At 71.1% G+C, this 22,337-nt stretch carries 25 protein-coding genes and 1 pseudogene; 5 read left to right on the forward strand and 21 right to left on the reverse strand.

Going from position 1 to position 22,337, the window contains the following annotated elements; all coding sequences use genetic code 11:
• Positions 1–170 precede the first annotated feature (170 nt).
• On the forward strand, positions 171–1,532 hold the full coding sequence (gene glnA / locus OG823_RS24795; RefSeq protein ID WP_371481957.1) for a type I glutamate--ammonia ligase: 1,362 nt from the start codon (positions 171–173) through the stop codon (positions 1,530–1,532).
• 76 nt (positions 1,533–1,608) lie between these two features.
• Here glnA and OG823_RS24800 read toward each other — a convergent pair whose 3' ends face one another.
• From OG823_RS24800 to OG823_RS24885, 18 genes are all read right to left on the reverse strand, one after another.
• Positions 1,609–2,874: a tyrosine-type recombinase/integrase gene (locus OG823_RS24800; RefSeq protein ID WP_371481958.1), complete on the reverse strand. Its 1,266-nt coding sequence runs from the start codon at positions 2,872–2,874 to the stop codon at positions 1,609–1,611.
• A 3-nt stretch (positions 2,875–2,877) separates the two neighbouring features.
• Positions 2,878–3,069 (reverse strand): helix-turn-helix transcriptional regulator, encoded by a 192-nt coding sequence (locus tag OG823_RS24805; RefSeq protein ID WP_371484642.1) that lies wholly within the window; start codon positions 3,067–3,069, stop codon positions 2,878–2,880.
• 183 nt (positions 3,070–3,252) lie between these two features.
• Entirely contained in the window at positions 3,253–4,374 is a 1,122-nt protein-coding gene (locus tag OG823_RS24810) for an AAA family ATPase (protein ID WP_371481960.1), read from the reverse strand.
• Positions 4,371–5,246 carry a bifunctional DNA primase/polymerase gene (locus OG823_RS24815; RefSeq protein WP_371481961.1) on the reverse strand — a complete coding sequence of 292 codons (876 nt, stop codon included), beginning with the start codon at positions 5,244–5,246 and terminating at the stop codon, positions 4,371–4,373. Before OG823_RS24815 ends, OG823_RS24810 begins: the two co-directional genes overlap by 4 nt.
• Before the next feature lie 92 nt (positions 5,247–5,338).
• Positions 5,339–6,046 carry a hypothetical protein gene (locus OG823_RS24820; RefSeq protein ID WP_371481963.1) on the reverse strand — a complete coding sequence of 236 codons (708 nt, stop codon included), beginning with the start codon at positions 6,044–6,046 and terminating at the stop codon, positions 5,339–5,341.
• A 20-nt stretch (positions 6,047–6,066) separates the two neighbouring features.
• Positions 6,067–6,429 (reverse strand): hypothetical protein, encoded by a 363-nt coding sequence (locus OG823_RS24825; protein WP_371481965.1) that lies wholly within the window; start codon positions 6,427–6,429, stop codon positions 6,067–6,069.
• Positions 6,426–7,985, reverse strand: coding sequence for a DNA cytosine methyltransferase (locus OG823_RS24830; RefSeq protein WP_371481967.1), 1,560 nt, complete (start codon positions 7,983–7,985; stop codon positions 6,426–6,428). Before OG823_RS24830 ends, OG823_RS24825 begins: the two co-directional genes overlap by 4 nt.
• The gene (locus tag OG823_RS24835; protein WP_371481969.1) at positions 7,982–8,575 is read right to left on the reverse strand and encodes a hypothetical protein; all 594 of its coding nucleotides are present in this window, start codon (positions 8,573–8,575) and stop codon (positions 7,982–7,984) included. Before OG823_RS24835 ends, OG823_RS24830 begins: the two co-directional genes overlap by 4 nt.
• A gap of 112 nt (positions 8,576–8,687) precedes the next feature.
• Complete coding sequence (locus tag OG823_RS24840; RefSeq protein ID WP_371481971.1) at positions 8,688–9,170, reverse strand: single-stranded DNA-binding protein; 483 nt, start codon at positions 9,168–9,170, stop codon at positions 8,688–8,690.
• Positions 9,171–9,298: 128 nt separating this feature from the next.
• Positions 9,299–9,814, reverse strand: a complete 516-nt coding sequence (locus OG823_RS24845; RefSeq protein ID WP_371481972.1) for a hypothetical protein — start codon at positions 9,812–9,814, stop codon at positions 9,299–9,301.
• A 19-nt stretch (positions 9,815–9,833) separates the two neighbouring features.
• Positions 9,834–10,376, reverse strand: coding sequence for a hypothetical protein (locus OG823_RS24850; RefSeq protein WP_371481973.1), 543 nt, complete (start codon positions 10,374–10,376; stop codon positions 9,834–9,836).
• A gap of 17 nt (positions 10,377–10,393) precedes the next feature.
• Positions 10,394–10,585 carry a hypothetical protein gene (locus tag OG823_RS24855; RefSeq protein WP_371481975.1) on the reverse strand — a complete coding sequence of 64 codons (192 nt, stop codon included), beginning with the start codon at positions 10,583–10,585 and terminating at the stop codon, positions 10,394–10,396.
• Between the two features lie 263 nt (positions 10,586–10,848).
• Positions 10,849–13,188 carry an FtsK/SpoIIIE domain-containing protein gene (locus tag OG823_RS24860; protein WP_371481976.1) on the reverse strand — a complete coding sequence of 780 codons (2,340 nt, stop codon included), beginning with the start codon at positions 13,186–13,188 and terminating at the stop codon, positions 10,849–10,851.
• An 89-nt stretch (positions 13,189–13,277) separates the two neighbouring features.
• Positions 13,278–13,736 carry a hypothetical protein gene (locus tag OG823_RS24865; protein ID WP_371481977.1) on the reverse strand — a complete coding sequence of 153 codons (459 nt, stop codon included), beginning with the start codon at positions 13,734–13,736 and terminating at the stop codon, positions 13,278–13,280.
• A gap of 53 nt (positions 13,737–13,789) precedes the next feature.
• Positions 13,790–14,944, reverse strand: coding sequence for a hypothetical protein (locus OG823_RS24870; RefSeq protein ID WP_371481978.1), 1,155 nt, complete (start codon positions 14,942–14,944; stop codon positions 13,790–13,792).
• Positions 14,941–15,219, reverse strand: a complete 279-nt coding sequence (locus OG823_RS24875; RefSeq protein WP_371481979.1) for a hypothetical protein — start codon at positions 15,217–15,219, stop codon at positions 14,941–14,943. Before OG823_RS24875 ends, OG823_RS24870 begins: the two co-directional genes overlap by 4 nt.
• On the reverse strand, positions 15,220–15,756 hold the full coding sequence (locus tag OG823_RS24880) for a WhiB family transcriptional regulator (protein ID WP_371481981.1): 537 nt from the start codon (positions 15,754–15,756) through the stop codon (positions 15,220–15,222). It lies immediately after the preceding gene.
• The gene (locus OG823_RS24885; protein ID WP_371481983.1) at positions 15,756–15,995 is read right to left on the reverse strand and encodes a hypothetical protein; all 240 of its coding nucleotides are present in this window, start codon (positions 15,993–15,995) and stop codon (positions 15,756–15,758) included. Before OG823_RS24885 ends, OG823_RS24880 begins: the two co-directional genes overlap by 1 nt.
• Before the next feature lie 588 nt (positions 15,996–16,583).
• Between OG823_RS24885 and OG823_RS24890 the strand changes: the two genes are divergently transcribed.
• Positions 16,584–17,354 (forward strand): helix-turn-helix domain-containing protein, encoded by a 771-nt coding sequence (locus OG823_RS24890; RefSeq protein WP_371481985.1) that lies wholly within the window; start codon positions 16,584–16,586, stop codon positions 17,352–17,354.
• Positions 17,351–17,824 carry an NUDIX domain-containing protein gene (locus OG823_RS24895; protein ID WP_371481987.1) on the forward strand — a complete coding sequence of 158 codons (474 nt, stop codon included), beginning with the start codon at positions 17,351–17,353 and terminating at the stop codon, positions 17,822–17,824. The genes OG823_RS24890 and OG823_RS24895 overlap by 4 nt, the downstream gene beginning before the upstream one ends.
• On the opposite strand, the gene OG823_RS24900 is transcribed toward OG823_RS24895, so the two are convergent.
• Together OG823_RS24900 and OG823_RS24905 are read right to left on the reverse strand one after the other, a co-directional pair.
• A complete protein-coding gene (locus tag OG823_RS24900) occupies positions 17,821–18,381 on the reverse strand; it encodes an HD domain-containing protein (RefSeq protein WP_371481988.1) in 561 nt (186 codons plus the stop codon). The genes OG823_RS24895 and OG823_RS24900 overlap by 4 nt on opposite strands.
• Before the next feature lie 2 nt (positions 18,382–18,383).
• Positions 18,384–18,839, reverse strand: coding sequence for a GntR family transcriptional regulator (locus OG823_RS24905; protein ID WP_371481990.1), 456 nt, complete (start codon positions 18,837–18,839; stop codon positions 18,384–18,386).
• Between the two features lie 499 nt (positions 18,840–19,338).
• On the opposite strand from OG823_RS24905, the gene OG823_RS24910 reads away from it, so the two are divergent.
• Together OG823_RS24910 and OG823_RS24915 are read left to right on the forward strand one after the other, a co-directional pair.
• Entirely contained in the window at positions 19,339–20,859 is a 1,521-nt protein-coding gene (locus tag OG823_RS24910; RefSeq protein ID WP_371481991.1) for a P-loop ATPase, Sll1717 family, read from the forward strand.
• Between the two features lie 99 nt (positions 20,860–20,958).
• Positions 20,959–21,108: pseudogene (locus OG823_RS24915) on the forward strand (glutamine synthetase); the annotation flags it as partial.
• Positions 21,109–21,187: 79 nt separating this feature from the next.
• Here the strand turns inward: OG823_RS24915 and OG823_RS24920 are convergent.
• Positions 21,188–21,973: a beta-glucanase gene (locus tag OG823_RS24920; protein WP_371481992.1), complete on the reverse strand. Its 786-nt coding sequence runs from the start codon at positions 21,971–21,973 to the stop codon at positions 21,188–21,190.
• Between the last annotated feature and the right edge of the window lie 364 nt (positions 21,974–22,337).

Below are 22,337 nucleotides of genomic sequence, written 5' to 3' on the forward strand. Positions count from 1 at the left end.
GCAGGGGGCGGACCGGCGACGGCCCCGGGCGGGCCGGAGGTGGACCGGGGGTGACCGCCACCCGACCAGGTGTCGGATTTCCGATGATGATCCGCCATGATGGGGGCAGCCGCTCTCGGGCCGGTGCCTTGCGTAACACGAATGTAAAGAGCAGAGGTGAGACTGTCCCCATGGGTAAGCAGCAGGAGTTCGTGCTTCGCACGCTCGAGGAGCGTGACATCCGATTTGTCCGGCTGTGGTTCACCGATGTCCTCGGGTTCCTGAAGTCGGTCGCCGTGGCACCGGCGGAGCTGGAGCAGGCCTTCGAGGAGGGCATCGGCTTCGACGGATCGGCGATCGAGGGCTTCGCCCGGGTCTACGAGTCCGACATGATCGCCAAGCCGGACCCGACGACCTTCCAGATCCTCCCCTGGCGCTCGGAGACCCCCGGCACCGCGCGGATGTTCTGCGACATCATGATGCCGGACGGCTCGCCCTCCTTCGCGGACCCGCGGTTCGTGCTGAAGCGCACCCTGGAGAAGGCCTCCAGCCTCGGCTTCACCTTCTACACCCATCCCGAGATCGAGTTCTTCCTGCTGAAGAACCTCCCGGGCGACGGCACCGCGCCCGTGCCGGCCGACCAGTCCGGCTACTTCGACCACACCCCGCGCGGGGTGGGCCACGACTTCCGCCGCCAGGCGATCACGATGCTGGAGTCGATGGGCATCTCGGTGGAGTTCTCCCACCACGAGGGTGCCCCCGGCCAGCAGGAGATCGACCTGCGCTACGCCGACGCGCTCTCCACCGCCGACAACATCATGACGTTCCGTCTGGTGATGAAGGAGGTCGCGCTGGAGCAGGGCGTGCACGCCAGCTTCATGCCCAAGCCGTTCTCCGAGCACCCGGGCTCCGGCATGCACACCCACCTCTCGCTGTTCGAGGGGGACCGCAACGCCTTCCACGAGTCCGGCGCCGAGTACCAGCTCTCCAAGACCGGCCGCTCCTTCATCGCCGGCCTGCTGCGGCACGCCGCCGAGACGGCCGCCGTCACCAACCAGTGGGTCAACTCCTACAAGCGGATCTGGGGCGGCTCGCAGCGGACGGCCGGTGCGGGCGGTGAGGCGCCGTCCTACATCTGCTGGGGCCACAACAACCGCTCCGCGCTGATCCGGGTCCCGATGTACAAGCCCGGCAAGCAGGGTTCCACCCGGGTCGAGGTGCGCTCGCTGGACACCGGCTGCAACCCCTACCTCGCCTACGCGGTCACCCTCGCGGCCGGCCTCAAGGGCATCGAGGAGGGCTACGAGCTGCCGCCCGGCGCCGACGACGACGTGTGGGCGCTCTCCGACGCCGAGCGCCGCGCGATGGGCATCCAGCCGATGCCGCAGAACCTCGGCGAGGCGATCGACCTGATGCAGCGCAGTGAGCTGGTGGCCGAGACCCTCGGCGAGCACGTCTTCGACTTCTTCCTGCGCAACAAGCGCCAGGAGTGGGAGGAGTACCGCTCCGAGGTCACCCCGTTCGAGCTGCGGAAGAACCTCCAGGTGCTGTAACAGCAGGTCAGAGTACTTGCCAGGGCGAGTGAACGCTCCGGGCCGACAGATCGAATCCGTCGGCCCGGGTGCCGGTTCACTCGCCCTGGGCCGTCTGTGGGCCGTCAACCAGTGAATCGGCGGCCCCGTAGAGACTGTCCACGGCCCGACGGGCCCGCCTGTCGCTGCTCGGCATCAGGTGCGTGTAGACCCGGAGGGTGAAGCCCGGGTCACTGTGCCCGAGGTACCCGCTCAACGCCTTGATGTTCTCGCCGGCGTCCAGCAGGACAGAGGCGTAGAAGTGCCGCAGCGCGTGCATGCCGTGCTCCCGCGCCGCCTGGTGCCGTTCACCCTTCCCAGGCTCCGGGATGATCGCGGCAGCGACCAGAGCGGGCTTCCAGGCGTAGGTGTTGAAGTCGCTGCGCCTCACGGCACCGCCCTCCGCGCGGGAGAAGAGAAGCGTCTTCGTCAGCGGCGGCCCGTCCGGTGTCAGCCAGGGCAGAGTCACCTCCGCCGCTGGGAAGGCTTCCAGGTGGGCCTTGAAGGCGCGCCCGATCACGTCGGGGAGCGGGACGTCACGAACCTTGCCCCGCTTCGGAGGGGCGAACACGAGGTGCCCTCCGACGACCTTCACCTGGCAGCCCACGTGCAGCCACCCGGTATCGAAGTTGACCTCATCGAGCGGCAGCCCGAAGATCTCGCCCTGACGCAGCCCGCACCCGCCGCCGGCGTCGGCCATGGCCCGGAAGCGCTCCGGTAGTCCGGCCCGGACCGCGAACGCCTGCTCGGTGGTCCATGGCCGGACGCGGGCAGGGGCCCGGCCAGGGGGCGTGACGGACCGGGAGCGGCACGGATTGGTGGTCCGCAAGCGGTCCTCGACAGCCGCGGTGAAGATGCCGGACACGTTCCCGAAGATGACGCGCCGGTAGGACGACGCCGGGACGGCCTTCTCCAACGTGCTGAGCCACTCGCGGATGTGGGACGGGTCGAACGCACCCATGGGGCGTGACCCCAGGTACGGGATCGCGTGCAGCCGGATCTGTGCATCGACGGACGAGCGGGTGTTGAGGTCGGTGGTCTGCGACTTCAGCCACTTCTCCGCGTACTGCCGGAAGGTGGTGAGCGCGGCCTTGGGGTCGAGGTACTGGCCGCGCGACATATCGGCCTCGATGTTGGCCAGCCACTCGTCTGCCTTGCGCTTCTGCCGGTCGGGGAAGGACCGGCTCTTCTCGGTGCCGTCCGGGCCGACGTAGCGGGCGCGGTAGCGCATGCCGGTGCCGTAGCGGTCGGTCTTGACCTTCTGGGGCTTGCCGTCGGGGCCGGGTTCGGTCTTGTACCAGCGGTCCTGAATGTGTCCGGCCATGGGTCAGGCCACCTCTCGGGCCTGATCGGCCACCCATTGGGCGACTTCGGTGGGGTCGTAGCGCAGGTGCCTGCCGACGCGGAAGCCGGGAGGGCCGGTGCGCTTACGGCGCCACTGGTAGATGGTCTCCAGGGGGACGCCGAAGAGGTCGGCGATGTCCTCGGGCTCCAGGTAGCGGGCGGGCAGGGACTTCAGGGGGCGAGCTGCGACGTGGTCGGGCAGCGCTTTCACACGCGGGGTCTGGCGGGTCGCCACGGCGATGTTCTCCTTGCTGCGAGGCGCAGGACAGGACAGCGGGTGGTGTGCTGTCCGGGGTGCTGTCCGGCCTGTTTTGCCTGTTCAGGCGGTACGGCAGGACAGCAGGACAGGCCGGACAGTTCAGGGGATGGGCAGGGTGTCCGGGGAGATGGCGGCGGTGTAGGAGCCGGTGGCGTCTCGGTGGAGCTGGCCGGCTTCGGCCATGCGGGAGCAGGTTCGGCGGGCCAGGTCGATGTCGAGGCCGGTGGCGGTGGCGATGTCCTTGGGGCGGGCGCCGGGGTTGGCGCGGACGTGGCTGAGGATGGTGGCGCGGGTGTCGCCGATGGTGTGGTCGCTGGCGGGGCCGTTGAGGAGGAGCCAGCTGCCGGTGTCGGGCTGGAAGGCGAGGGCGTGTTCGGCTTCGTCGACGTCGCGGCCGGTGATGTGCAGGACGCCGTCGGCCTTGCCGCGGGCGCGCTTGAGGACGAGGGTGGCGTCGGCGGCGCCGGCGAGGCCGTTGGTGCCGGAGACCTCGGCGAGGAAGTCGTCGGAGGCCATCTTGCGGACGTGGTGGACGAGGATGACGGCGACGGCGAAGTGGTCGGCGATGGCCTTGATGTGGCCGATGGCGGCGTAGTCGGCGTCGTAGGCGGACGCGCCGGGGGCGGAGGTGCCGCGGACCTTGGCGAAGACGTCGATGACGACCAGGCGCGCGGTGGGGTTGGCGATGAGCCAGTTGGCGAGCAGCTGGGCGCCGCCCTGCGGCATGGGCGGGCATTCGGTTTCGAGGGTGAGTTCGGCGGGGGCGGGGCGGCCGTCGAGGAGTTTGGTCATGCGGTTCTGGAGTCGGCGGCCGGTGTCCTCCAGGGCGAGGTAGAGGACGGGGCCGGCGGTGACGGGGACGGTGCCGAAGGCGGGGCGTCCGGCGGCGACGTCGAGGCCGAGGCCGAGGGAGAGCCAGGACTTGCCGACCTTGGGCGGTCCGGCGAGCAGGCTGACGCCTTCGGCGAAGAACCCGGGGACGGCCCACTTGGGTTCGGGGAAGGTGGTGGCCATCAGTTCGGCTGCGGTCCAGGTGGTGCGCGGCCGGGGCGGCGCCTGGGGCGGGGCTGTGGGGGCGGTCTTCGGCGCCGGGGTGGGCGGGGCCCAGGGGTCGGACCAGGGGTCCGGTTCGTCCGGCCAGGGGGCGTGCGGGTCGTCGTCGCCGACGATCCGCAGGTGCGGTGCCGGGCGGGCGGCCTCGGTGTCGGCGGGGCGGGTCATGCGGCGCGTCCGGCGGTGGTGTTGGCTAGTCCCCAGTCGAGGCCGGAGCGGATGGTCCGGGCGGCCTCGGCGTCGCCGATCCCGGCGGCGTTGGCGGCTGCGGTGAGCCGGTTCTCGACCTCGGTGCGGGTGAGGTGGCGGGTGGCGACCATGCGGGCCAGGGACCGGGCGGCGCCGACCAGGGCCCGGTTGCGTCCGCCCTCGCCGGTGGTGGCGACTTTGTTGCACTCCCGGTCGAGCGCGGCGTTCGCCCACGCGACGGGGTCGGAGATCCGCCCCGACGTGCGCGCGGGTGCGGGCCGGGCGGTGGTGCTCTCTTTGCTGATCAGCAAAAGAGCGGGGAGTGGCAGGGGCGGCAGGTCGAGTTCCACGCGGTAGGTGGCGCTGTCCACGACCGAACCGGCCGCGACGACGTACCCGCCGGCGGACCGGCTGTCGATCAGCCACCCGAGCGTGCCGACCGTGTTCGGCTGCACCGGCCCGCCGGGCGCCGCGAAGTACAGGTGGCGCCCGCCCCGGCAGGTCCGCACCCGGAACGTCTGGTCGGGCACGGGCTGTCCGGCCCGGCGGAACAGCTCGGCGAACACGTCGGTGCCGTCCGTGATCCCCGGCTCGTCCCACTCCGCCGGCGGCCTCGCCGTGGGCGACTTCGGGGCGTCGAGGTCGACCACGACCAGAGCGGACGGGCCGCACGCGACACCGACGTTGAACGGCCCGGCACCCCAGCACCGCCGGATCCGCACCGGATCCGTGGTGGCCCGCTGCTCCCATGCGGTGATGGCGGGGCGCTTGGTGTTCGGGGTGAGCGGGAAGACGTGCCAGCCGCGTTCGGCGGCGGTGAGGGCGGCGGCCAGCAGCGGGTGTGCGGTCATCGCGGGAGTGCCTTTCGTCGGGCCTGTGGGGCGTTGTTGTGGCCGGGGCGGGCCGGTGGCCGCTATGGGCGGCCACCGGCCGGGAGAGCGGCCTATGCGGCCTTGAGGTGGCGCTCGGGGACGGTGGCGGGGGAGTTGAGGGTGTCGGTCCAGGTGGTGCGCAGGGCGGCGCGGTCCTGGCGGTCGGCGGTGGGGGCGCTGGGCTTGTCGTCGCGGTGGACGGGCATCTGGAGGCCGAGGAAGCCGTGTCCGGCGGCGACGAGGAACGGCTTGCCGGGCCCGGCGGACCAGACGGTGAGCGGCTCGTAACGCTCGGAGGGGGCCTTGGCCCAGCGGGCGAGGTACGCGGCGTTGAGGTGCGCCTCGTCGGTGAGCTGCGGCTCGGCGGCGAGCGCACCGGCGAACAACGGGCGCCACTTCGGGAAGAGGCTCGCGAGCGGGGCGTTCGCCGAGACCCGCAGCGCGCGGTGGCCGTCGCCGATGGTGAGGTGGCCGTCCGGGTCGCTGTCGCCGGCGGGGGCTTCGTAGGTGAGGGTGAGGTCGGCGGGGCGGCGCCGGGTGGGGAACAGGGCCCGCAGGGCGGCGAGGTCGGAGCGGGAGAGGATCGCCTGCCAGGTGGCGGTGTCGGTGGCTTCGCGGCGGGTGAGGGCGAAGGTGTAGCGGTCGGTGGCGCAGGCGAACAGGTGGGTGCCGGTGGCCTCCAGGTAGATGCCGTGCAGGACGGGTAGGGTCTCGTCGGTGCTGATGTGCGGGGTGAGCTGGCTGACGACGGTCGGCAGGTCGGTCAGGGTCAGGGACACGGTTCCTCCAGCGGGCACGGTCAGAGGTCGAACAGGGAGTCCGGCACGGCGGCCGGTTCGGCGGTGCGGCGGGCCCTGCGGGCGGCGCCGAGGGTGGCGTCGTGGCAGGGCGGGCACCACGCGGCGAGCTGCTGCTTGGGAAGGGCGGCGGCCTGGTGCGGGGCGAGCAGCAGGTCGGCGGGCTCGCTCGGCGCGGCGATCAGGTGGACGGTGCCGCCGCCGTGCTGGTGGTTGAGCCCGGCGTGTTCGCGGGGGCAGCGTCCGCCGCCGTCCTTGGCGTGGGACTTGCCGCAGGTGCCGCGGCACTGGCAGCGGCCTGCTGCTGCGGCCATGACGGCCTGCCAGAGGTCGGCGCCGGCGAGCGGCGGGACGCGGGTGCTCACGACGCGCCTCCGGTGGGCAGGTCGTGGCCGGTGATGGCCTCGACGAGGGCGGAGACGATGACCTCGGCGACGGGCGGGGTGACGGCGTTGCCGAACAGGCGGACCTTCTCCCGCTTGTTGCCGAGGACGGTGTAGGCGGTGGGGAAGGCCATGGCGGCGCCGATCTCGCCGGGCTCCAGCATCCGGAACAGCACTTCCTCGACGGGGACTTGGTCGCCCTTGACGAGGGCGTACCGGTCTCGGGTGGTGAGGGCGCCGATCGGCTCGGCGACGGTGCGGGCGGTGCTGTGGCCGTAGTACGGCAGCAGCAGGGACGACCAGTCCGCGCCCGGGTTGCCGGGGGCGGTGGCCAGGCCGTGGTGGTTGCCGGAGGCGGTGACGGTGGCCAGCGCGTCCAGCACCGGACGGGCGTCCGAACTCCCGCCGCGCAGTTCGGCGATGAACGGCATCCAGGCGAGGCCGGTCTCGTTGCGGGCGGTCTGGGTCCGCAGCGGTTCTGTGGTGGGGGCGGCGACCTTGCCGTCGCGGCCCTCGGCGGGGATGAGGAGCGGGGGGACGGCGAGGCCGTCGTTCTCGCGGGTGGTGCGGGTCGGCGCCGGGACGGTGACGGGGGTGGCCTCGTCGCGCCAGGTGCCGCCGGCCGGGGCGAGCATCGGCACCGCGTACTTGGCCAGGCCCGCCCGGATGCGGTCCTGGGTGGCCGGGGCGTAGGGGGTGAACTTCTTGCGGTTGGGCTTGCCGTCGCCGATCCGGCGGCCGGGCAGCGACCAGTCGATGATGGCGGCGGCTGGGAGCACGGGCGGTTCCAGGACGGTGTTGCGGCAGGTGACGTGCGGGCAGCGGTAGACGTACTGCTGGCGGTAGCGGCCCATGTCGGCGCCACGCCTCTTGAACACCTGCACCGCCCGGACGACCTTCTCGCAGCCGGGGCACCACGCCTGCGGTCGGAGCCACTTGTCCCAGTCCGGGGTGCGGCCCAAGTCCTTGCGCCAGTAGGCGAGGTAGAGCCTGTCCCTCGACTGCGGGGCGGCGGCCGTTACCTTCGGGCGGGCGTGCATGGAGTTCAGGGCGATGAGGCGGGTCGCGTAGCCGAGGTCGCGGATGTCCTGCACCCACGCCTGCCAGAGGTCCCACGCGCGGACGTCGATGACGTTCTCGACGACCCCGGCCAGCACCGGGCGCCCGCGTGCGGCCATGGCCTCCAGGTAGCGCGGCACGTCCCACATCAGCGCGCGGGAGCGGTCGGTGGCCTCGTCGGGGAGGGTGTCGCCGAACAGGTCGGGCTGCTTGTCGAAGTCCCGCTTCTTGCCGCGGGCGTTCGACCACTTCGGGCACTCCGGAGAGGCCCAGAAAATGTCCCCGGCGGGGAACTTGGCGACGTCGGCGTCGTGCAGGTCACCGAGGAAGTGGTCGGCGTCGGGGAAGTTCGCGGTGTGGGACGCGATGGCCTTGTCCCAGTGGTTGGCGGCGAGCACGGGCTTCACGCCGGGGACGGCCTTCGCGCCGGTGCTGCTGCCGCCCGCGCCGCAGAAGAAGTCGATGTACGTCAGCGTCACCGTCGGCCTCCGGTCAGGCCGCCGACCAGGTGGGCGTTGGTGTTGGCGAACGTCGCGAGCAGGCCGACAGCGAGTTTGGCCTCGCGGGTCATCACGGGGCCGGGGCGGGCGGTGGTGGGCGTGATGAGGATGTCCTCGGGCACGGGAACGAGCAGGGTGGCGCTCAGCAGCAGGGCCGGACGGCGGCCTGCGGCGGGCTCGGCCAGGCGGGCCCACCGGCTGGTCCCGCGGTCGTACGGGTCGCGCTCCCAGTCGGCGGGCTGCCCGGCGGGGCGGTGGGCGAGGACGTCGTGCCGCAGCGGCAGCTCGATGCGGAGCGCGAGCCGGTCGTAGTCCTCGCCGACGGTGACGAGCGTCAGATCGCGCAGGTCGGGGCGGGTACGGACGTAGCCGGGGGACATCACGGGGCTGGTGGCGATCAGCCACGCGGCGCGGGCGAACTCCCGCGCGGTGAGCGGGTCGCCGTCCTCGTGGAGGAGGTTGGCGTTCAGGCGGAGGTAGCTGCCGTAGCGGGAGCCACCCTCGGAGGCGTTCTCGCGGTCGTAGGCGTCGTCGGTGAAGGCGAGCGTGTCGCGGTCGAACTCGGGCATGCTTGGTGCTCCGGTCTCGTCTCGTGCGTGATCGGGTTGGCCCCGCAGCAGCCGGTGAAGCCCGGCAAGGTCGTCCGGCTGCTGCGGGGTTTCGTGCTGTCCGGGCCAGGGCCTAGAACGGCGGTTCCTCGGCGAAGCCACCGCCCGCTGGCGTCCCGGCGGGCGCGGGCGCGGCGCTGGACCAGGCGTCGGTGGCCGAAGTGGCTTGTCCGGGTGCGGTGTTGGGGCGCTGGGTGCGGGTGACCTTGGCGGTGGCGAAGCGCAGGGACGGGCCGATGTCGTCGAGGTCGAGGCCGAGCATGGAGCGGTTCTCGCCCTCGGGGGTCTGCCAGTTGTGCTGGACGAGGCGGCCGGTTGCAACGACCCGCATTCCCTTGGTGAGGGTCTCGGTGACGTGCTCGGCGATCTCGCGCCAGGCGGTGACGCGCAGGAACAGGGCGGTGCCGTCGCGCCACTGGCCGGTGGTCTTGTCGTAGGTGCGCGGGGTGGAGGCGATGGTGAACTTGGCCATCGCCACGCCGGCGGGGGTGAAGCGCAGTTCGGGGTCGTCGGTCAGGTTGCCGATGACGGTGACGGGGGTTTCTCCGACAGACACGGGGCTGCCTCCAGGGGCGTCGCGTGGTGGTCCGGGAGCGGTCTGTCCGGTCCCCCGCACCACCCGGGCCGCGCCGCTGGCTGCGGAGCGGTCCGGGTGGCACGGCCGGTCGGGCAGACGGGCGCGGGTCAGCCGGCGAGGAGGTGCTCGATGCGGTAGGCCTCTTCCTCGTCGCGGCCGATCGAGGCGCTGTGGTCGGCGAGCCAGCGGCGGGATTGGCGCTCGATGCCGAGGTGGTGGCGGTTGCGGGCCAGGGCGTCGGCGGCGGTGCGGGGGCGGCTCATCTGCACGGCGTGGACCAGCTCGTGCACGAGGGTGGGGAACAGCTGGCCGTCCTGGCGCATCGCGGCGATGTGGAGCAGGACCAGCACGCGGCCGTCCGCGGTGGGGACGGTCATGCCGGTGGCGATGTGGGCGTCGCGGCGCTGGCTCTCGTTCTCCATCACGGTGCGCCACCAGCTGGGGCGTCCGCCGGTGGCACGGGCGACGGCGGGACCGAAGTCGCCGGGGTGGGCCAGGCGCACGAGGGTGTCGGGCATCGGCTCGCGCATGTGGTCCCTGACCAGCCGGGCGGCCTCGGGCAGGAAGCGGTCCACGGTGCGGCGCAGCAGCCGGGGGCCGGTGGGTTCAAGGGTGACGGTCATGGCGGGTTGTCCTTCCGGGTCAGTGGCGGGCGGCGCGGGCGGCGGCGATGTCGAGCTGGCGGTGGACCTGGGCGGCGGTGCGGCCGGGGGCGTCGTTCCACTGGTCGACGGTGCGGATGGTGGGGTCCTGGGCGGTGAACTGCTCCATGAGGTGGTGGCGGGCGTGCATGGCGGTGTTCTGGGTGCCGTATCCGGCTGCTATGACGGCGAGTTGGGCGCCGAGCAGGCAGCGGCGGCCCTGCTCGTCCCAGAGCAGGCCCTGGCACCAGCCGTGGACGGTGAGGTAGCGGGAGACCAGGCGCAGGTGGGTGGCGGTGTCGATGGGCACCGGGGCCGGCGGACGTCGGCGCAGGCGGTCCATGCGGGTGGGCTCGGGGCGGGTCATGCCCAGGTCCCACGTGACGGGGGCCTGGCCGTACGGGCACATCGCGGGGACGGTCCACCGGGCGGGGAGGGGCTGGGTGGCGAGGTAGCGCTCGATCTCACGGACGAGTTCGCCGCCGTCGGCCACGAACGCGAGGTCCGGCAGGGCGAGCAGCGTGGCGGTGCGGGTGCGGGTCATCGGTTCGGTCCTCTCGTTCAGTGCAGGCCGGGAAGGGAGCGGAAGACGTCCGCGAGTGCCTGGTTGACGGCGGGCGCGACGCCGGTGGCGGCGAGGTAGAAGCCGAAGAGGGCGGCGACGAGGGCGCCGCCGGCACTGACGGCGCGAAGGCGGAGCATGACGACCAGCAGGACGCCGAAGAAGGTGGCGGCGGAGACGGTGAGCAGCACGGACGGGTCCCCTTTCAGGGAGGGTGCTTTGGGATGGTTTGGGTAGGTCGGGGCGCCTTGGCGGACCTTCGCCGCGCCGGGATATCCGCAGGTCACAGGGGTGCCGGTGTCCGGGGCGCCTCTGCCGACCTCCGCCCGGATGGGGCCTGCGACGGCAGGGGGCGGCAGGGGTCGTGACCGGAGGGGCGAGGCTGTGACCTGCGGTTTCCCGGCGCTGGCAGGGGTCCGTCAGGGGGACGAAATCGGGCGAACGGGGGCGCGGGTCAGGCGGCGGAGGTCAGGTTCGCGGCGGCGGTGCGCAGGTCCGCCAGGGTGTAGCCGTTGGGCCGGGAGCCGTCGGCGAGGGTGATCCGCACCGCCTCCAACTCCGCTCCTAGGGTGGCTAGTTCATTGCGCAGGGCCTTGCCCGCGCGGGACAGCCAGGCGGCGTCGGTCTCCTTGCCGACACGGCCGAAGCGGTCGGCGTCGGTGCGGGCGAGGTGGGCGAGCAGGTCGGAGCTGCTGATGACGGCGCCGTCGGCGGCCTCGGCAGCGGCGATCATGTGGTCGAGGACGGTGCGGCGGATGACGGAGCCGAGGCCGTCGGTGCCGCCGGCGGAGGCGCTGACGCCGGTCTGGCGGAGCATGGCGGCCTCGATCGGGTCGTCGTAGTGGCCGGGCAGGCACCCGGCGGCCTTGCGCAGCTGCACGCCGATTTCGATGAGGGGGAGGATCTCGCCTGCGGCTTCGTCGATGAACAGGGAGCGGACCTCGATGACGCCGGTGTCGGGGGTGGTCAGCCAGGCGCGGCCCCGGCTGGTCTTCTCGATCGGGATCTTGGAGGCGTCGTAGCCCTGGCCGACCATGCCGTCCCCGAGGACGACGTTGGACGCGCCCGGCGACTCGACGCGCATGGCCATGCGGGCGGAGAGGTTGCCGCGCAGGCGGGGGGTGACGATCTCGGCCTCGGGGTACTGGGTGGCCAGCGCCAGGACGATGCCGACGGCGGCGCCGACGGCGGCGATCTGCGCGAGGAGTTCGGTGATCTCCTCGGCGTACTTGCCGGAGGGTCCGTTCTTGGCGGTGTAGGTGGCGAGTTCGTCGATGATGACCAGCTCGATGCCGCCGAGCTTGTCGATCAGCTTCTCGTTCGCCTTGGAGAGGCCGGCCTCGACGAGGATCTCGGTGCGGCGGTTCATCTCCTCGACCATGAGGCGCAGGAACTTGACGAGCCGTCCGGGGTTGCGGCGCACGAACGTGGCGAGGGCGCGGGCGTGGGGGACGTACTCGCCGGCGCCCTTGCCGTCGAAGAGCCGGATCCGCACGCGGGGGTCGAGCATGGCGGCGGCGAGGAGGTTGGCGAGTCCCATGCCCTTGCCGGAGCGGGTGGCGCCGGCGAACAGGAACGAGTAGTCGGACAGGGTGGGGCGCAGGACGTTGCCGCGCTTGTCGAAGGCGAGGGGGAAGCCGTCGCGCCAGGTGTTGACCTGCTTGGTGCGGCCGGCCGCGAGGGGGTTGCGGCGGGTGGCGAGGAAGGGGTCCTGGCCGCAGGCCCAGATCGCCATGCGGCGGCCGTTGGAGCCGACCTGGCGGATGTCGAGGTTGGTGCGGTCGATGCCCATCGCGGCGGCGATCTCGTCGGCCTTGTCGCGGGCCTTCTTGACGGTGATGTCGGGCAGGTCGATGACGGCGTGCCAGGCGTTGGGCACGGCGGGGTCGATGGCGCAGGGGGTGACCATGGTCAGGCGCTGGCTCTCGCCGATGACCTTGGCGGCCTTGAACGCCCGGTCGAGCATGGACTCGGTGAGCGGGTCGCCGTCGGACAGGGCCCGCACGTCGGCGTCCCAGACGGTCTCGCGGTCGGGGCGGCGGCCGAGGAACGCCTCGAAGCCGAGGACTGCGGTCGCTCCGAGGAACAGGCCGGTGGAGCCGAGGGCGATGTAGGCGGTGAGGACGGCGGCGGCGGGGATGCCGTAGGCGACGAGGGCGCGGGCGAAGCGGATCCGGCGCCGGTTGGACTTGGCCTTCTTGTGGGCGGCGACCGCGGCGACGGCGACGGCGAGGGCGGCCTCGGACTGCTTCTGGGCGAGTGCCCGGTCGCCGGGCAGGAGGGTGAAGCGGGCGCGGCGGGCCTTGTCGCGGGCCTCGCGGGCGGCGATGTGGGCCTGGTGGCCGGCGGCCTGCACGTGGGCGCCCTCGAACCCGGCGGTCCACTGGTGGGATCGCCGTATGCCGCGCCAGGCCTGGGCGGCGTGCCCGCGGGTGGTGCTCTGGCGGGCCAGCCACCGCCGTGCGGAGCGCCGTACCTGCTTGGCGCGGGCGCGGGTCATCGTGCGCCGCCCTTCGCGGGTGCGGATCCACGCCGGGACGAGCGGCCGGTCCCCGGCCGGATCCTCCCGCCCGCTTGCCACCACCACCGGCGGCAGGTCGAGCGCGTCGGCGTCTTGCGGCAGGTACACCGAATCGTCGGCCGGGCTCACGGCCGGGGCCGCCACGGGGGCGGGGGCCGGAACAGCGGACGGGGCGGGTTTGGCGAAGCGGTCCGGGAACGGCAGCACCGCGCCGCCGTCGGCGTTCGTGGCGGGGTCGGGCAGGCCGATCGGGTTGGGGTCCTCGTGATTCACTGAGGTTCCTTCCTCACTGCTCAGTGGTGCGGAGAAGGGGCCCGGGGCGGTCGCCTGGCCGGCAAGCTGTCGGCCGCCCCGGGGCGAAATCAGGCGGACGCGATGACGGCGGCGGCCGTCTCGAAGACGTGGTGCCAGGCCTGGTCCAGGGCGTACGCGCCGTTCATGCCGTGGTCGGCGAGGCGGACGAAGTTGGCCTTGCCGGTGGCGTCGGCGAGGCGGCGCAGGGGCTCGCGCCGGTCGGCGACGTAGTGGGTGACGGCGGACAGGGCGAGGGCGGCGGCCACCGGTCCGGGCCGCAGGCGCACCCCGAGGACACGGGAGCCGAGCAGCAGGGCGGCGCCCTGGGTGGCGGTGTAGGTGGCGACGTGCGCGGCGCAGGCACGGCGGCCGGCCGCGCTGGACTGTCCGTCGTTGTGGTCGTGCTGGCCCTTGTTGGACGCCTGGTGGTCGGTCTGGATCCAGTGGTCCGCCACGTCGGCGGCGGTCCGGAGCAGGGCGTAGGCGGTGGCGAATCGAGCGGCTCGGTTGGACAGGGCGTCGGACACGGTTGGCCTCCTGGTCGGGATGTGTCGGTGGGTCGTGCGCGAGGTGGATCCGGTCAGCTCGCGGTGCGGGCGGGCTGCTGCTTCTTGGCGGCCAGCGACATCGCGCGGCGGGCGATCGGCGAGTACTTCGGGTGGCTGCCGGGCTTCTGCCGGGGCGGGGTCCCGCCGTTGTTGCGGCGCCCGTCCACGCCGGTCTTGCGCGGGGCGGCCACTTGGGATTCGACCTGCGGCTTTTCCACCCTTTCGACCGGGTTCGTCTGGTCCCTGGCGGCTTCCTTGCTGGCGGCCTTGGCAGCCACGCGGGCGGCGATGGACTCGGCCGTGTCGCCCAGCGGCCCGCCGGCGGTGTCGTCCCACGCGCGCTTCCACGTGGTCTCGCTCGGGTGCAGTTCGCCGACCGCCGCCGCGAGCGCCACGGCGCGCTCCCACGCCTGCGGCCACTGCACGGAGCGGGAGACCTCGACGGCCTCGCGGTCGTCGGCGAGCTTCTGCTCGGCGGCCAGCTTCTCGGCCGTTTCGGCGGCGGCCTGGCGGGCCTCGGCACGGCGCTGGCGGCGGGTCTTGCGGCCGTCGCGCTTGCGGATGCGGCCGTGCTCGTGCAGGTCCCAGACCAGCGGTCCGGCCAGCGAGCAGAACGCCCCGCCCAGACCGGTGCCGAGGCCGAACGCCGAGCTGCCGTGCAGGAAGTTCACCGTGGCGGCGAACAGGGCCACGGCCCCGGCCAGCGCCCGGTAGTGCCAGGACGGCCGGTGGTCGTCGATCGCAGCCTCGGCGCCCTTGAGCAGCGCCCACGCCAGGCCTTCCAGGACCAGCGGAGCGGCCAGCAGGAACCAGGCCTTCGGGGACCAGAACGCCATCATCTGCAGCGGCAGGGAGACGACGACGCAGATGACCGCGATGGTCTTGGCGTAGGTGCGCCACTGGGCGGCTGACCGCTCCGCCTTCTCGCGGGCGGCCGCGGCGTCGGCTCGCTGGCGGGCGGCCTCGCGTTGCTTGTCGGCGGTGGCCTCGCGGATCTCCTGGGCGTGGGCCTCGCCAGCGGCGATCTCGGCGGCGGCCTTCGCCGCTTTCAGCTGGTTGGCGATGTCCGCCGCGGCCTTGGCGGTCGCGGTCTTCGCCCGCAGGGCCTCGGCCTCGGCGGCGTCCTTCGTGGCCGGCTTCGCGGCCGGCCGGGTGCGGCTGTTGGGCCGCAGCTCGGTGATGCTCATCGGTCCCCCACAAAAGTCAGTCGAGACGAGGTCAGGGCGCCGAAGCGGACGGCGCGGTGCAGGTGCCACCGGTGGCGGATGCGGGCGGTGCGGCGGCGCAGGGCGGGCAGCGTGCTCGCGAGCAGCAGCCCGGCGACGAGAGTGCACGTGGTGCTCGGGTGGGCCAGCAGGACGGCCGCCACGGCGGTGAGCGCGGCGAGGACCGTGCGGGCGGCTGAGGGGAAGGCGACGGCGAGCAGCAGCGCCGCCCACCCGAGCCGCTTGAGGCCGGTCATTCAGGCCACCCCCGCACTGTCGTCAGCGGAGTGGACAGTGGTGGCTAGTCCGGCGGCCTTCCGGTCCTGCTCGCGCCGGGAGTCGAGGACGGCCCGCTGTCGGCGGACCTGCTCGGTGAGTTCCTCGACGAACGCGTGCACCCGGTGCATCGCCTCGACGGCCTCGGCCGAGGGCTCGACCGCCGCCGGGGCCGGGCGGGCGCTCCGGGCGGCGTCGTCGGTGTTCTTCCTCTTGGGCATGCCGCGCTCCTCGGCGCTGAGGCCACCGAAGATGCCGTAGGGCTCGGAGCGGTCGAGGGCACCCGCCAGGCACATCGCACGGACGGGGCATCCGGCGCAGATCATCTTGGCGCGGCGCTCACTCCACGTGTCGCCGTCCTCGGGGAAGAACAGGTCCGGGTCGGCGGTGGTGCAGGCGGCGCCGCGCAGGTCGCCGTCGGAGGCGGTGCGCAGGTCGGCGATCGTGGCGACAGCCGGGCGGTCGGTCAGGTGCGGGGTGATGGTTCCGGTGAGCCGCCGGACCGGGGTGGGGGCCATCAGGCGGCCCTCCAGGTGAGCAGCCGGCGGCGGTCCGCCGTGCGCATCAGGGCCTTCGCGTACTTGGCGGACTCGGGCGCCAGGTCCCGCAGGACCTCGTTCGCGACGGCCAGCCGGGCCCGCCGGGAGAGGGCGGACTCGCCGAAGGTCCCGGCGAACAGTTCAACGTCGATGCCGAGCGCCAGCTCGGCGAACTCGGAGGCCGTGGTGGCCTCCTGTCCTGCAACAATCAGTTTCACGGGTCTGCCTCGTCTGGTAGGTGAGTGGGCCCGTGAGGGGCTGCCGCGCGATCCTTGCCGGGAGCGCGGCAGCCCGACTCAACGGGCCGGATGACAACAGCCGGTCAGCGCACGGGGCGCTCGCCGGCTGTTCGTGGACGGGGAGGGAGTCGCACCCTCACCCCCGCAGGGGCCCGCTACGGGCCGTCCGCCTTTGGTCTGCCTCCGCCTCTCCCCAGACACCTCCTCTCGCGGGGTTCTCGGCGGGACCTATTCAGTTCTCAAGGAACGAGCGCTTCCTTCGGGGGGCTGTCACCCCACCCCTCCAGGCGCGTCTTGCGCAGGTCCGAGCAGCCCAAAGAAGGGCTGCCAGTTCGCCAGCCCCGTCGTGCGAGACATGTTGAACATGTCTCTTACGATGACGCTGAAGCGACGCTCCGTCAAGTCCTTGGTTGATGGCGTCGAGGGTGCCCCCGACCGCGCATCACTAGATTCGCGCGTCAGGGCATGTCGAGATACGGCGTCAGTGGACGGCCGTGAACCGACTTCGCTACGGTCAAGTCGTCCCGCATCGTCCAAGTGCCACCGCATCGTCCAGGGGAGGGCGGCATGGCCAATGAGCGGCTTCGAGGAGCGATCCTCACAAGCAAACTGACGGTCGACCAGATCGCAGAACGAATCGGTGTCAGCGCGCGCACGGTGGAGCGGTGGGTGGAGGCCAAGGACCAGCGCCGGCCGTACCGGCGCTTCCAGTACGCCTTGGCGAACCTCCTGCAGCGTGACCTGTCTGATCTCTGGTCCGACGAGCAGAGCCTCAGCGAGACCGCTGAGGCTGGCCGTGCTGAGCTGGTCAAGCTCTACCCGCACCGTGCTGTGGTGCCAAAGGAGTTGTGGACCACGATCTACTCGGGTGCCGTCCGGCACTTCGACCTGGTCGTCTACGCGGGCTTCTGGCTCTCTGAGGACCCGCTCTTCTTCCGCCTGATCAGGGAGAAGGCGAACGCAGGCGTGCCCGTTCGGATGATGCTCGGCGACCCGGACTCACCACAGGTCGCCCAGCGCGGCGAGGACGAGGCGATCGGCCCGGCGATGGCCGGCAAGGTCCGCAACGCGCTGGCCAACTACGGACCGCTCTTCAACGTGCCCGGAGTTGAGTTCCGCCTGCACTCAACCACGCTCTACAACTCGCTCTACCGAGCTGACGACGAGATGCTCGTCAACGGCCATGTCTACGGTGTCGGCGCCTACCTCGCGCCCGTACTGCACCTCTCGCAGGTGCCCGGTGGTGAGCTGTTCAGTACGTACGCGGCGAGCATTGAGCGCATCTGGGAGAGTTCCCGAAGGATCACTTCCCCGAGACTTGAAGGTGAGGCGGCATGAGCCGGATCGACTACATCAACGACCCCAACGCACCGGCGGCGAACTCGGTGGTGCCCTCGGTCGTCGCGGTCGTGCAGGATGAAGCCGGGCGGGTCCTGCTGATCCACAAGACGGACAACGGGCTGTGGGCGCTCCCCGGTGGGGGCCACGATGTCGGCGAGTTCGTCGCCGACACGGTTGTGCGCGAGGTGCGCGAGGAGACTGGTATTGACGTCGAGGTGGTGACGGTCACCGGGCTGTATACCGACCCGGGGCACCTCATGGCGTACGACGACGGTGAGGTCCGGCAGCAGTTCTCCATCTGCTTCCGAGCAAGGCCGCTTGGCGGAGACCTTCGGACGAGCGAGGAATCGAAAGAGGTCCGCTGGGTGGCCCCGGCGGACCTCGGTGACCTCGACATCCATCCGTCCATGCGGCTCCGGATCAAGCATGCGCTCGACCCGGATCGCATTCAGCCGTACATCGGTTAGGCCGCAGGACCAGCCAGCGTCACCCTCTGCTCCACGCGCTGAGCCGCCGCGTGGATCTCCGGCTCCGCCCGGCGAATGAACCGCCCGACGATGCTGTCCGGCCCGTACCGGCCCACGATCTCGGCGATCCTCGCCGGCGTCGTGGTCGGCGTACCGTCCGGCGTGGTGGTCATGTCGCAGTAGATCAACGCATCGACCAACCCGGGCTCCTCAAGCGGGAACTCGGCCTCCAACTCCTCGCGCAGACCCCGCTCTTCCGCCTCCAGCAATGCACACGAGTGGTGGGCGACGAGCCGTACGATCCGCTCGTCCACCCGCTCCACGTTGCGAAGGAACCGCGCGCCGTCGAGCGGGTGAAAGCCGGTGTCGGTGAGGCGAGGGGAGTACCCGATGTCGTGCAGTACGGCGGCGGATTCGAGCAGTTCGGCATCCGGCCCGAGAACCGGCGCCAGCATGCGAGCCCGGCCGGCCACTCCCTGGGAGTGGGCCCAGCGGCGGGGAAGGTCGTCGGAGAGAAGCGCTTCAGCCAGGTCATAGGCCCACACGGTGGCGTCCATTCCTAGGAGGGGGATGGTGCGGTGCTCGGGCCCGGCAGCGCGCGGACAAAGCGTCCTTTGCCCTGCCTGACTTCCAACACGCCAGCGCCTTCGAGTTGAGCCAGCGCGCGGCGTACGGTGCCCCGGGACGCGTCGGTCAGCTTGCAGAGCTCGCTCTCCGACGGGAACTCGTCGCCCGGTGTCAGCCCTTCCTCGGTGATTACACCCGCGATCCGGTCGTAGACCGTGGGCCCTGCCACCGCGGCCGCCACGGTCCGGCGAGCGCCCTGCCGGGAGCGGATCAGGCCTTCGTCCGTCAGAATCTTGAGCGCGCGCCCGACGGTGCTCCGGGCCACGCCGTACTGCGCCATTAGCTCGGCCTCGGACGGTAGGGCTGACAGCCCGGAACCGTCGCCGATCTCGACACGCAACGCCTCGGCGATCTGCAGGTACGTGCCGCGCGGACTTCGCTCGCTCACTGGCCGCCCCTTCCTCGTCCTTTGGTCTCCAGTCACGATGAAGGATGCCGCAGTGCGAAAGCCATCATCGTGGGGCGTGGTCAGTATGGCCGAGGTTGTCAGGTGACCTCGCGAGCCTCCAAACAGCGATGGTCCATCTCCGATGGCTCCCGGCAGCCGAGATCGTCTGAGAGGCCAGGACAGCCAGCGCCCTGGGGTCTACTGTCCGGGCTGTCCGACTGTCCGGTTAGCGGCTCTGAACTGTGAAGATTGACCGTCCTAGGCCCGGACAGGTCGGGGTGTCTTGTCCGGGCCTAGTGTCCTCGCTGGAACATCCGGGGGTTTCAGTCGAAGCCGAAACCTGGAGCCTGGTGGGCCTCCGATCGAAACTCCTAGTTCTCAGGCCCAAGCGTCCTACGACCTGGCCTTACTGCTCTCCACCCAAGGGTTCCCGCCGGACACGTAGTTGGGTCCACTACGTACCTTCGGAGCTAGCCTTAGGTCGCTACGATGCTGGGGGTTGGGAACCAGTCGAGGGGAGATCATCATCAAGACCGCAGTACTGAAGGACTTGGATTTCGGGGCGCGGGTCGCCGAGGAGGAGGCTCAGATCCTGGCCTCGTACTTTGTCGAGACGGAGCAGTGGAACCAGGTCTGGAACGACGAAGTCGACATCGTCTACGGCGCCAAGGGGGCTGGCAAGAGCGCGATCTACGCGACGCTCGTTGCTCGGGAGCCGCAGCTCCTCGACCGTGACATCATCATCAGCCCGGCAGAGAACCCCCAGGGGTCCCCCGCCTTCTCCTCCCTTCCCCGGGACGAGCAGATCACCGAAGATCAGTTCATCTTCCTGTGGAAGTTGTACTTCCTCTCAGTGATCGTGGATAAGTTCCAGGACCAGGGAGTCAACAACGCCGACGTCCGCGAGCTGGTCAAGACGCTCTCTGACACGGGTGTCCTGCCCGGTCGAAGGCTCTCGCTCAGGAGGAAACTGGCCAACGCTTTGGCCTATGTTCGGCTAAACGTCAGCGAGGTCGAGCCGAGCATCGACGGCGCGGGCATGGTCGGAGCCGGTCTTCGCATCCAGTTCCGCGAGCCCACCCCAGGGCAGCGGTCCCAGGGCGCGGTAGCCGTGGACGACCTCCTGGAGAAGGCCGACAACGCGCTCCGACTGGCCGACCTGAACCTGTGGCTGCTGATCGACCGCCTAGACGTTGCCTTCGCCGGAGACCCTGAGCTTGAGCAGCGTGCGCTGCGCGCCCTCTTCAAGGTCTACCTTGACATTGGCAGCATCGATCGGATCAAGCTGAAGATCTTCTTGCGCTCCGACATCTGGAAGGCGATCACTGAGAGCGGCTTCCGAGAGGCCAGCCACATCACTCGCGAGTTGACTCTTCAGTGGGACTACGACTCGCTGCTCCAACTGACTACGCAGCGCCTCATCCGTAGTCCCAAGCTGCGGGCGTTCTACACGGTGCCCGAGGAGGCAGTGCTGCCGACCGACGAGCAGCACGACCTCTTCCTACGTGTCTGCCCTGCCCAGGTGGAGAACGGGCCCAACAAGCCGATGACGTTCGCTTGGTGCCTCTCCCGCACCTGCGACGCGAGCCAGCAGACCGCCCCCCGCGAGCTGATCCACCTTCTCTCTGAGACCCGACTTGTCCAACTCCGCCGTCAGGAACTTGGGCAGGAGGAGCCAGCAGGCAGCCAGCTCTTCGACGGGATCTCGTTCAAGGACGCGCTCCCGGCCGTGTCGGAGGTGCGGGTGACAAAAACGATCTATGCCGAACACCCTGACTTGCGGGAGTACATCAAGGCCTTGGAGGGGCACAAGACCCACCACAACGCGCAGAGCCTCGCTGGTATCTGGGAAATCCCGGAAGAGCAGGCGAAAGCCATCGCGATGCGGCTGGTCGAGATCGGGTTCTTTGAGAAGAAGCCCCAGCAGGAGTTCTGGGTGCCGTTCCTCTATCGGCCCGCGCTGAGCCTCGTGCAGGGCAGGGCCGAGGGTGTCGGCCTTGGGGTCGGTTCGGACGAGTAGCGGAGGCCGCGCGACCTGCCCTTGCCGGTTGGGTTTCTGGGCCGTTCCGGGGCCGTGCGACGGTAGCCAGGGTGGGCCGGCAATGACATTCGACGACCGCTGAGCCGCAGGTCAGATGTGGCGCCCCCGGTGCTATCGCAGGCTGGCACTGCAAGGTGTCAGTTCCTGCGCAACAAGCGCCAGGAGTGGGAGGAGTACCGCTCCGAGGTCACCCCGTTCGAGCTGCGCAAGAACCTCCAGGTGCTGTAGGTCCCGGCGCTCGCGCCCCGACGGGGCCCCTTCTCCCACCGGGGGAAGGGGCCCCGTCGCATGCCGCCGGTGCGCGCGGCTACGGCCGGAGGATGGTCAGGTGGTCGACGCCGAGGGTGACCGGCTCGTCGGAGGACGGCGCGGCGTGGAAGTTGCCGTTGTTGATGGAGAGTCCGAGGACGGGGTAGGCCGCGAAGTCCGGGCCGACGCCGACGTGGTCCTCGTACGCGACGGTGAGGTTGTCCGGGTCCGTGCCGACGAGCCAGCGGACGTTGTCGGCGCCGAGTTCCGCGCCCACCCAGACCCACTGGCCGGGGCCGATCTCGGGTGCGGAGTAGAGCACGTTGCTGTGGCCGAGGTGGTTGGCGAACTCCAGGCTGTCGGTGCGGTCGCTGTGCCACTCGAAGACGTCGAGTTCGTTGCCGCCGTCCCGCCAGGTCCACAGGCCGGGCCAGGCCCCGGAGCCGGTGTCCGGCAGGCGCACGTGGGCGAGCAGGGTGTCGCCGGTGCGGACCTCGGCGAGGTTGCCGCCGGAGTCGCAGGAGTCGCCGGTGGTCAGCAGCCCGGTGTCCCAGTAGCCGTCCGGCCGCCGGGTGGCGGTGATGGTCAGGTGCCCGTCGTCGGTGCTCAGCGCGTCGGTGGTGAGGTGGTCGAGCTTGGCGTCGTTCGGATTGGTGACGCACTGCGCGTAGGCGGCGGTCTGCCAGCCCCAGTCGCGGCCCGGGCCGACCGAGAGCGCGTCGAAGGCGTCGCTGAAGACGACGCCCGAGCGGTGGTGTCCGGTGGCGTGGGCGACCGAGCCGGCCTGTGCGGCGGCGGTCGCGCCGATCAGCGCGATGGTCAGCAGCGGGTGGGTGAGCTTCATGTTCGTCAACCCCCGGTGGAGGCCTCGACGGAGACCTCTGCGTGGTCGGAGCGGGCCGGCGGCGGCCGGCGCGCGCCTCTCACGATCCATGACCGGGCGGCCGCGCGCTCCCGGTCTGGTCCGTCAGGACGAACCGGGGTCGGAGGATCGTTCGGGCCCGAATTCTTCGGTGATTTCCCGGCGAGACGCTACCAGTAAACATTGCTTCGCCCCCGATTCGACCATTCGGACTGGTGTTCCGATCTGTGTCCGGCCGGCCGCTCATATGGTATTAACGACACGTCGTATCCCCCACCGGAGTGAGAACACGAATCGATGGGGTGCAAATACGCGCCGGAAATGGATACTCGTACCTGAATTTGCC

It is taken from the genome of Kitasatospora sp. NBC_00315 (assembly GCF_041435095.1).
Taxonomy (GTDB): Bacteria; Actinomycetota; Actinomycetes; order Streptomycetales; family Streptomycetaceae; genus Kitasatospora.

Excerpts from the sequence above, each read along its gene's own strand:
- glnA (WP_371481957.1), top strand. The coding sequence starts at position 171 with ATGGGTAAGCAGCAGGAGTTCGTGCTTCGCACGCTCGAGGAGCGTGAC.
- OG823_RS24800 (WP_371481958.1), bottom strand. The coding sequence starts at position 2,874 with ATGGCCGGACACATTCAGGACCGCTGGTACAAGACCGAACCCGGCCCC.
- OG823_RS24810 (WP_371481960.1), bottom strand. The coding sequence starts at position 4,374 with ATGACCCGCCCCGCCGACACCGAGGCCGCCCGCCCGGCACCGCACCTG.
- OG823_RS24815 (WP_371481961.1), bottom strand. The coding sequence starts at position 5,246 with ATGACCGCACACCCGCTGCTGGCCGCCGCCCTCACCGCCGCCGAACGC.
- OG823_RS24835 (WP_371481969.1), bottom strand. The coding sequence starts at position 8,575 with ATGCCCGAGTTCGACCGCGACACGCTCGCCTTCACCGACGACGCCTAC.
- OG823_RS24845 (WP_371481972.1), bottom strand. The coding sequence starts at position 9,814 with ATGACCGTCACCCTTGAACCCACCGGCCCCCGGCTGCTGCGCCGCACC.
- OG823_RS24850 (WP_371481973.1), bottom strand. The coding sequence starts at position 10,376 with ATGACCCGCACCCGCACCGCCACGCTGCTCGCCCTGCCGGACCTCGCG.
- OG823_RS24870 (WP_371481978.1), bottom strand. The coding sequence starts at position 14,944 with ATGAGCATCACCGAGCTGCGGCCCAACAGCCGCACCCGGCCGGCCGCG.
- OG823_RS24875 (WP_371481979.1), bottom strand. The coding sequence starts at position 15,219 with ATGACCGGCCTCAAGCGGCTCGGGTGGGCGGCGCTGCTGCTCGCCGTC.
- OG823_RS24880 (WP_371481981.1), bottom strand. The coding sequence starts at position 15,756 with ATGGCCCCCACCCCGGTCCGGCGGCTCACCGGAACCATCACCCCGCAC.
- OG823_RS24890 (WP_371481985.1), top strand. The coding sequence starts at position 16,584 with ATGGCCAATGAGCGGCTTCGAGGAGCGATCCTCACAAGCAAACTGACG.
- OG823_RS24895 (WP_371481987.1), top strand. The coding sequence starts at position 17,351 with ATGAGCCGGATCGACTACATCAACGACCCCAACGCACCGGCGGCGAAC.
- OG823_RS24900 (WP_371481988.1), bottom strand. The coding sequence starts at position 18,381 with ATGGACGCCACCGTGTGGGCCTATGACCTGGCTGAAGCGCTTCTCTCC.
- OG823_RS24920 (WP_371481992.1), bottom strand. The coding sequence starts at position 21,973 with ATGAAGCTCACCCACCCGCTGCTGACCATCGCGCTGATCGGCGCGACC.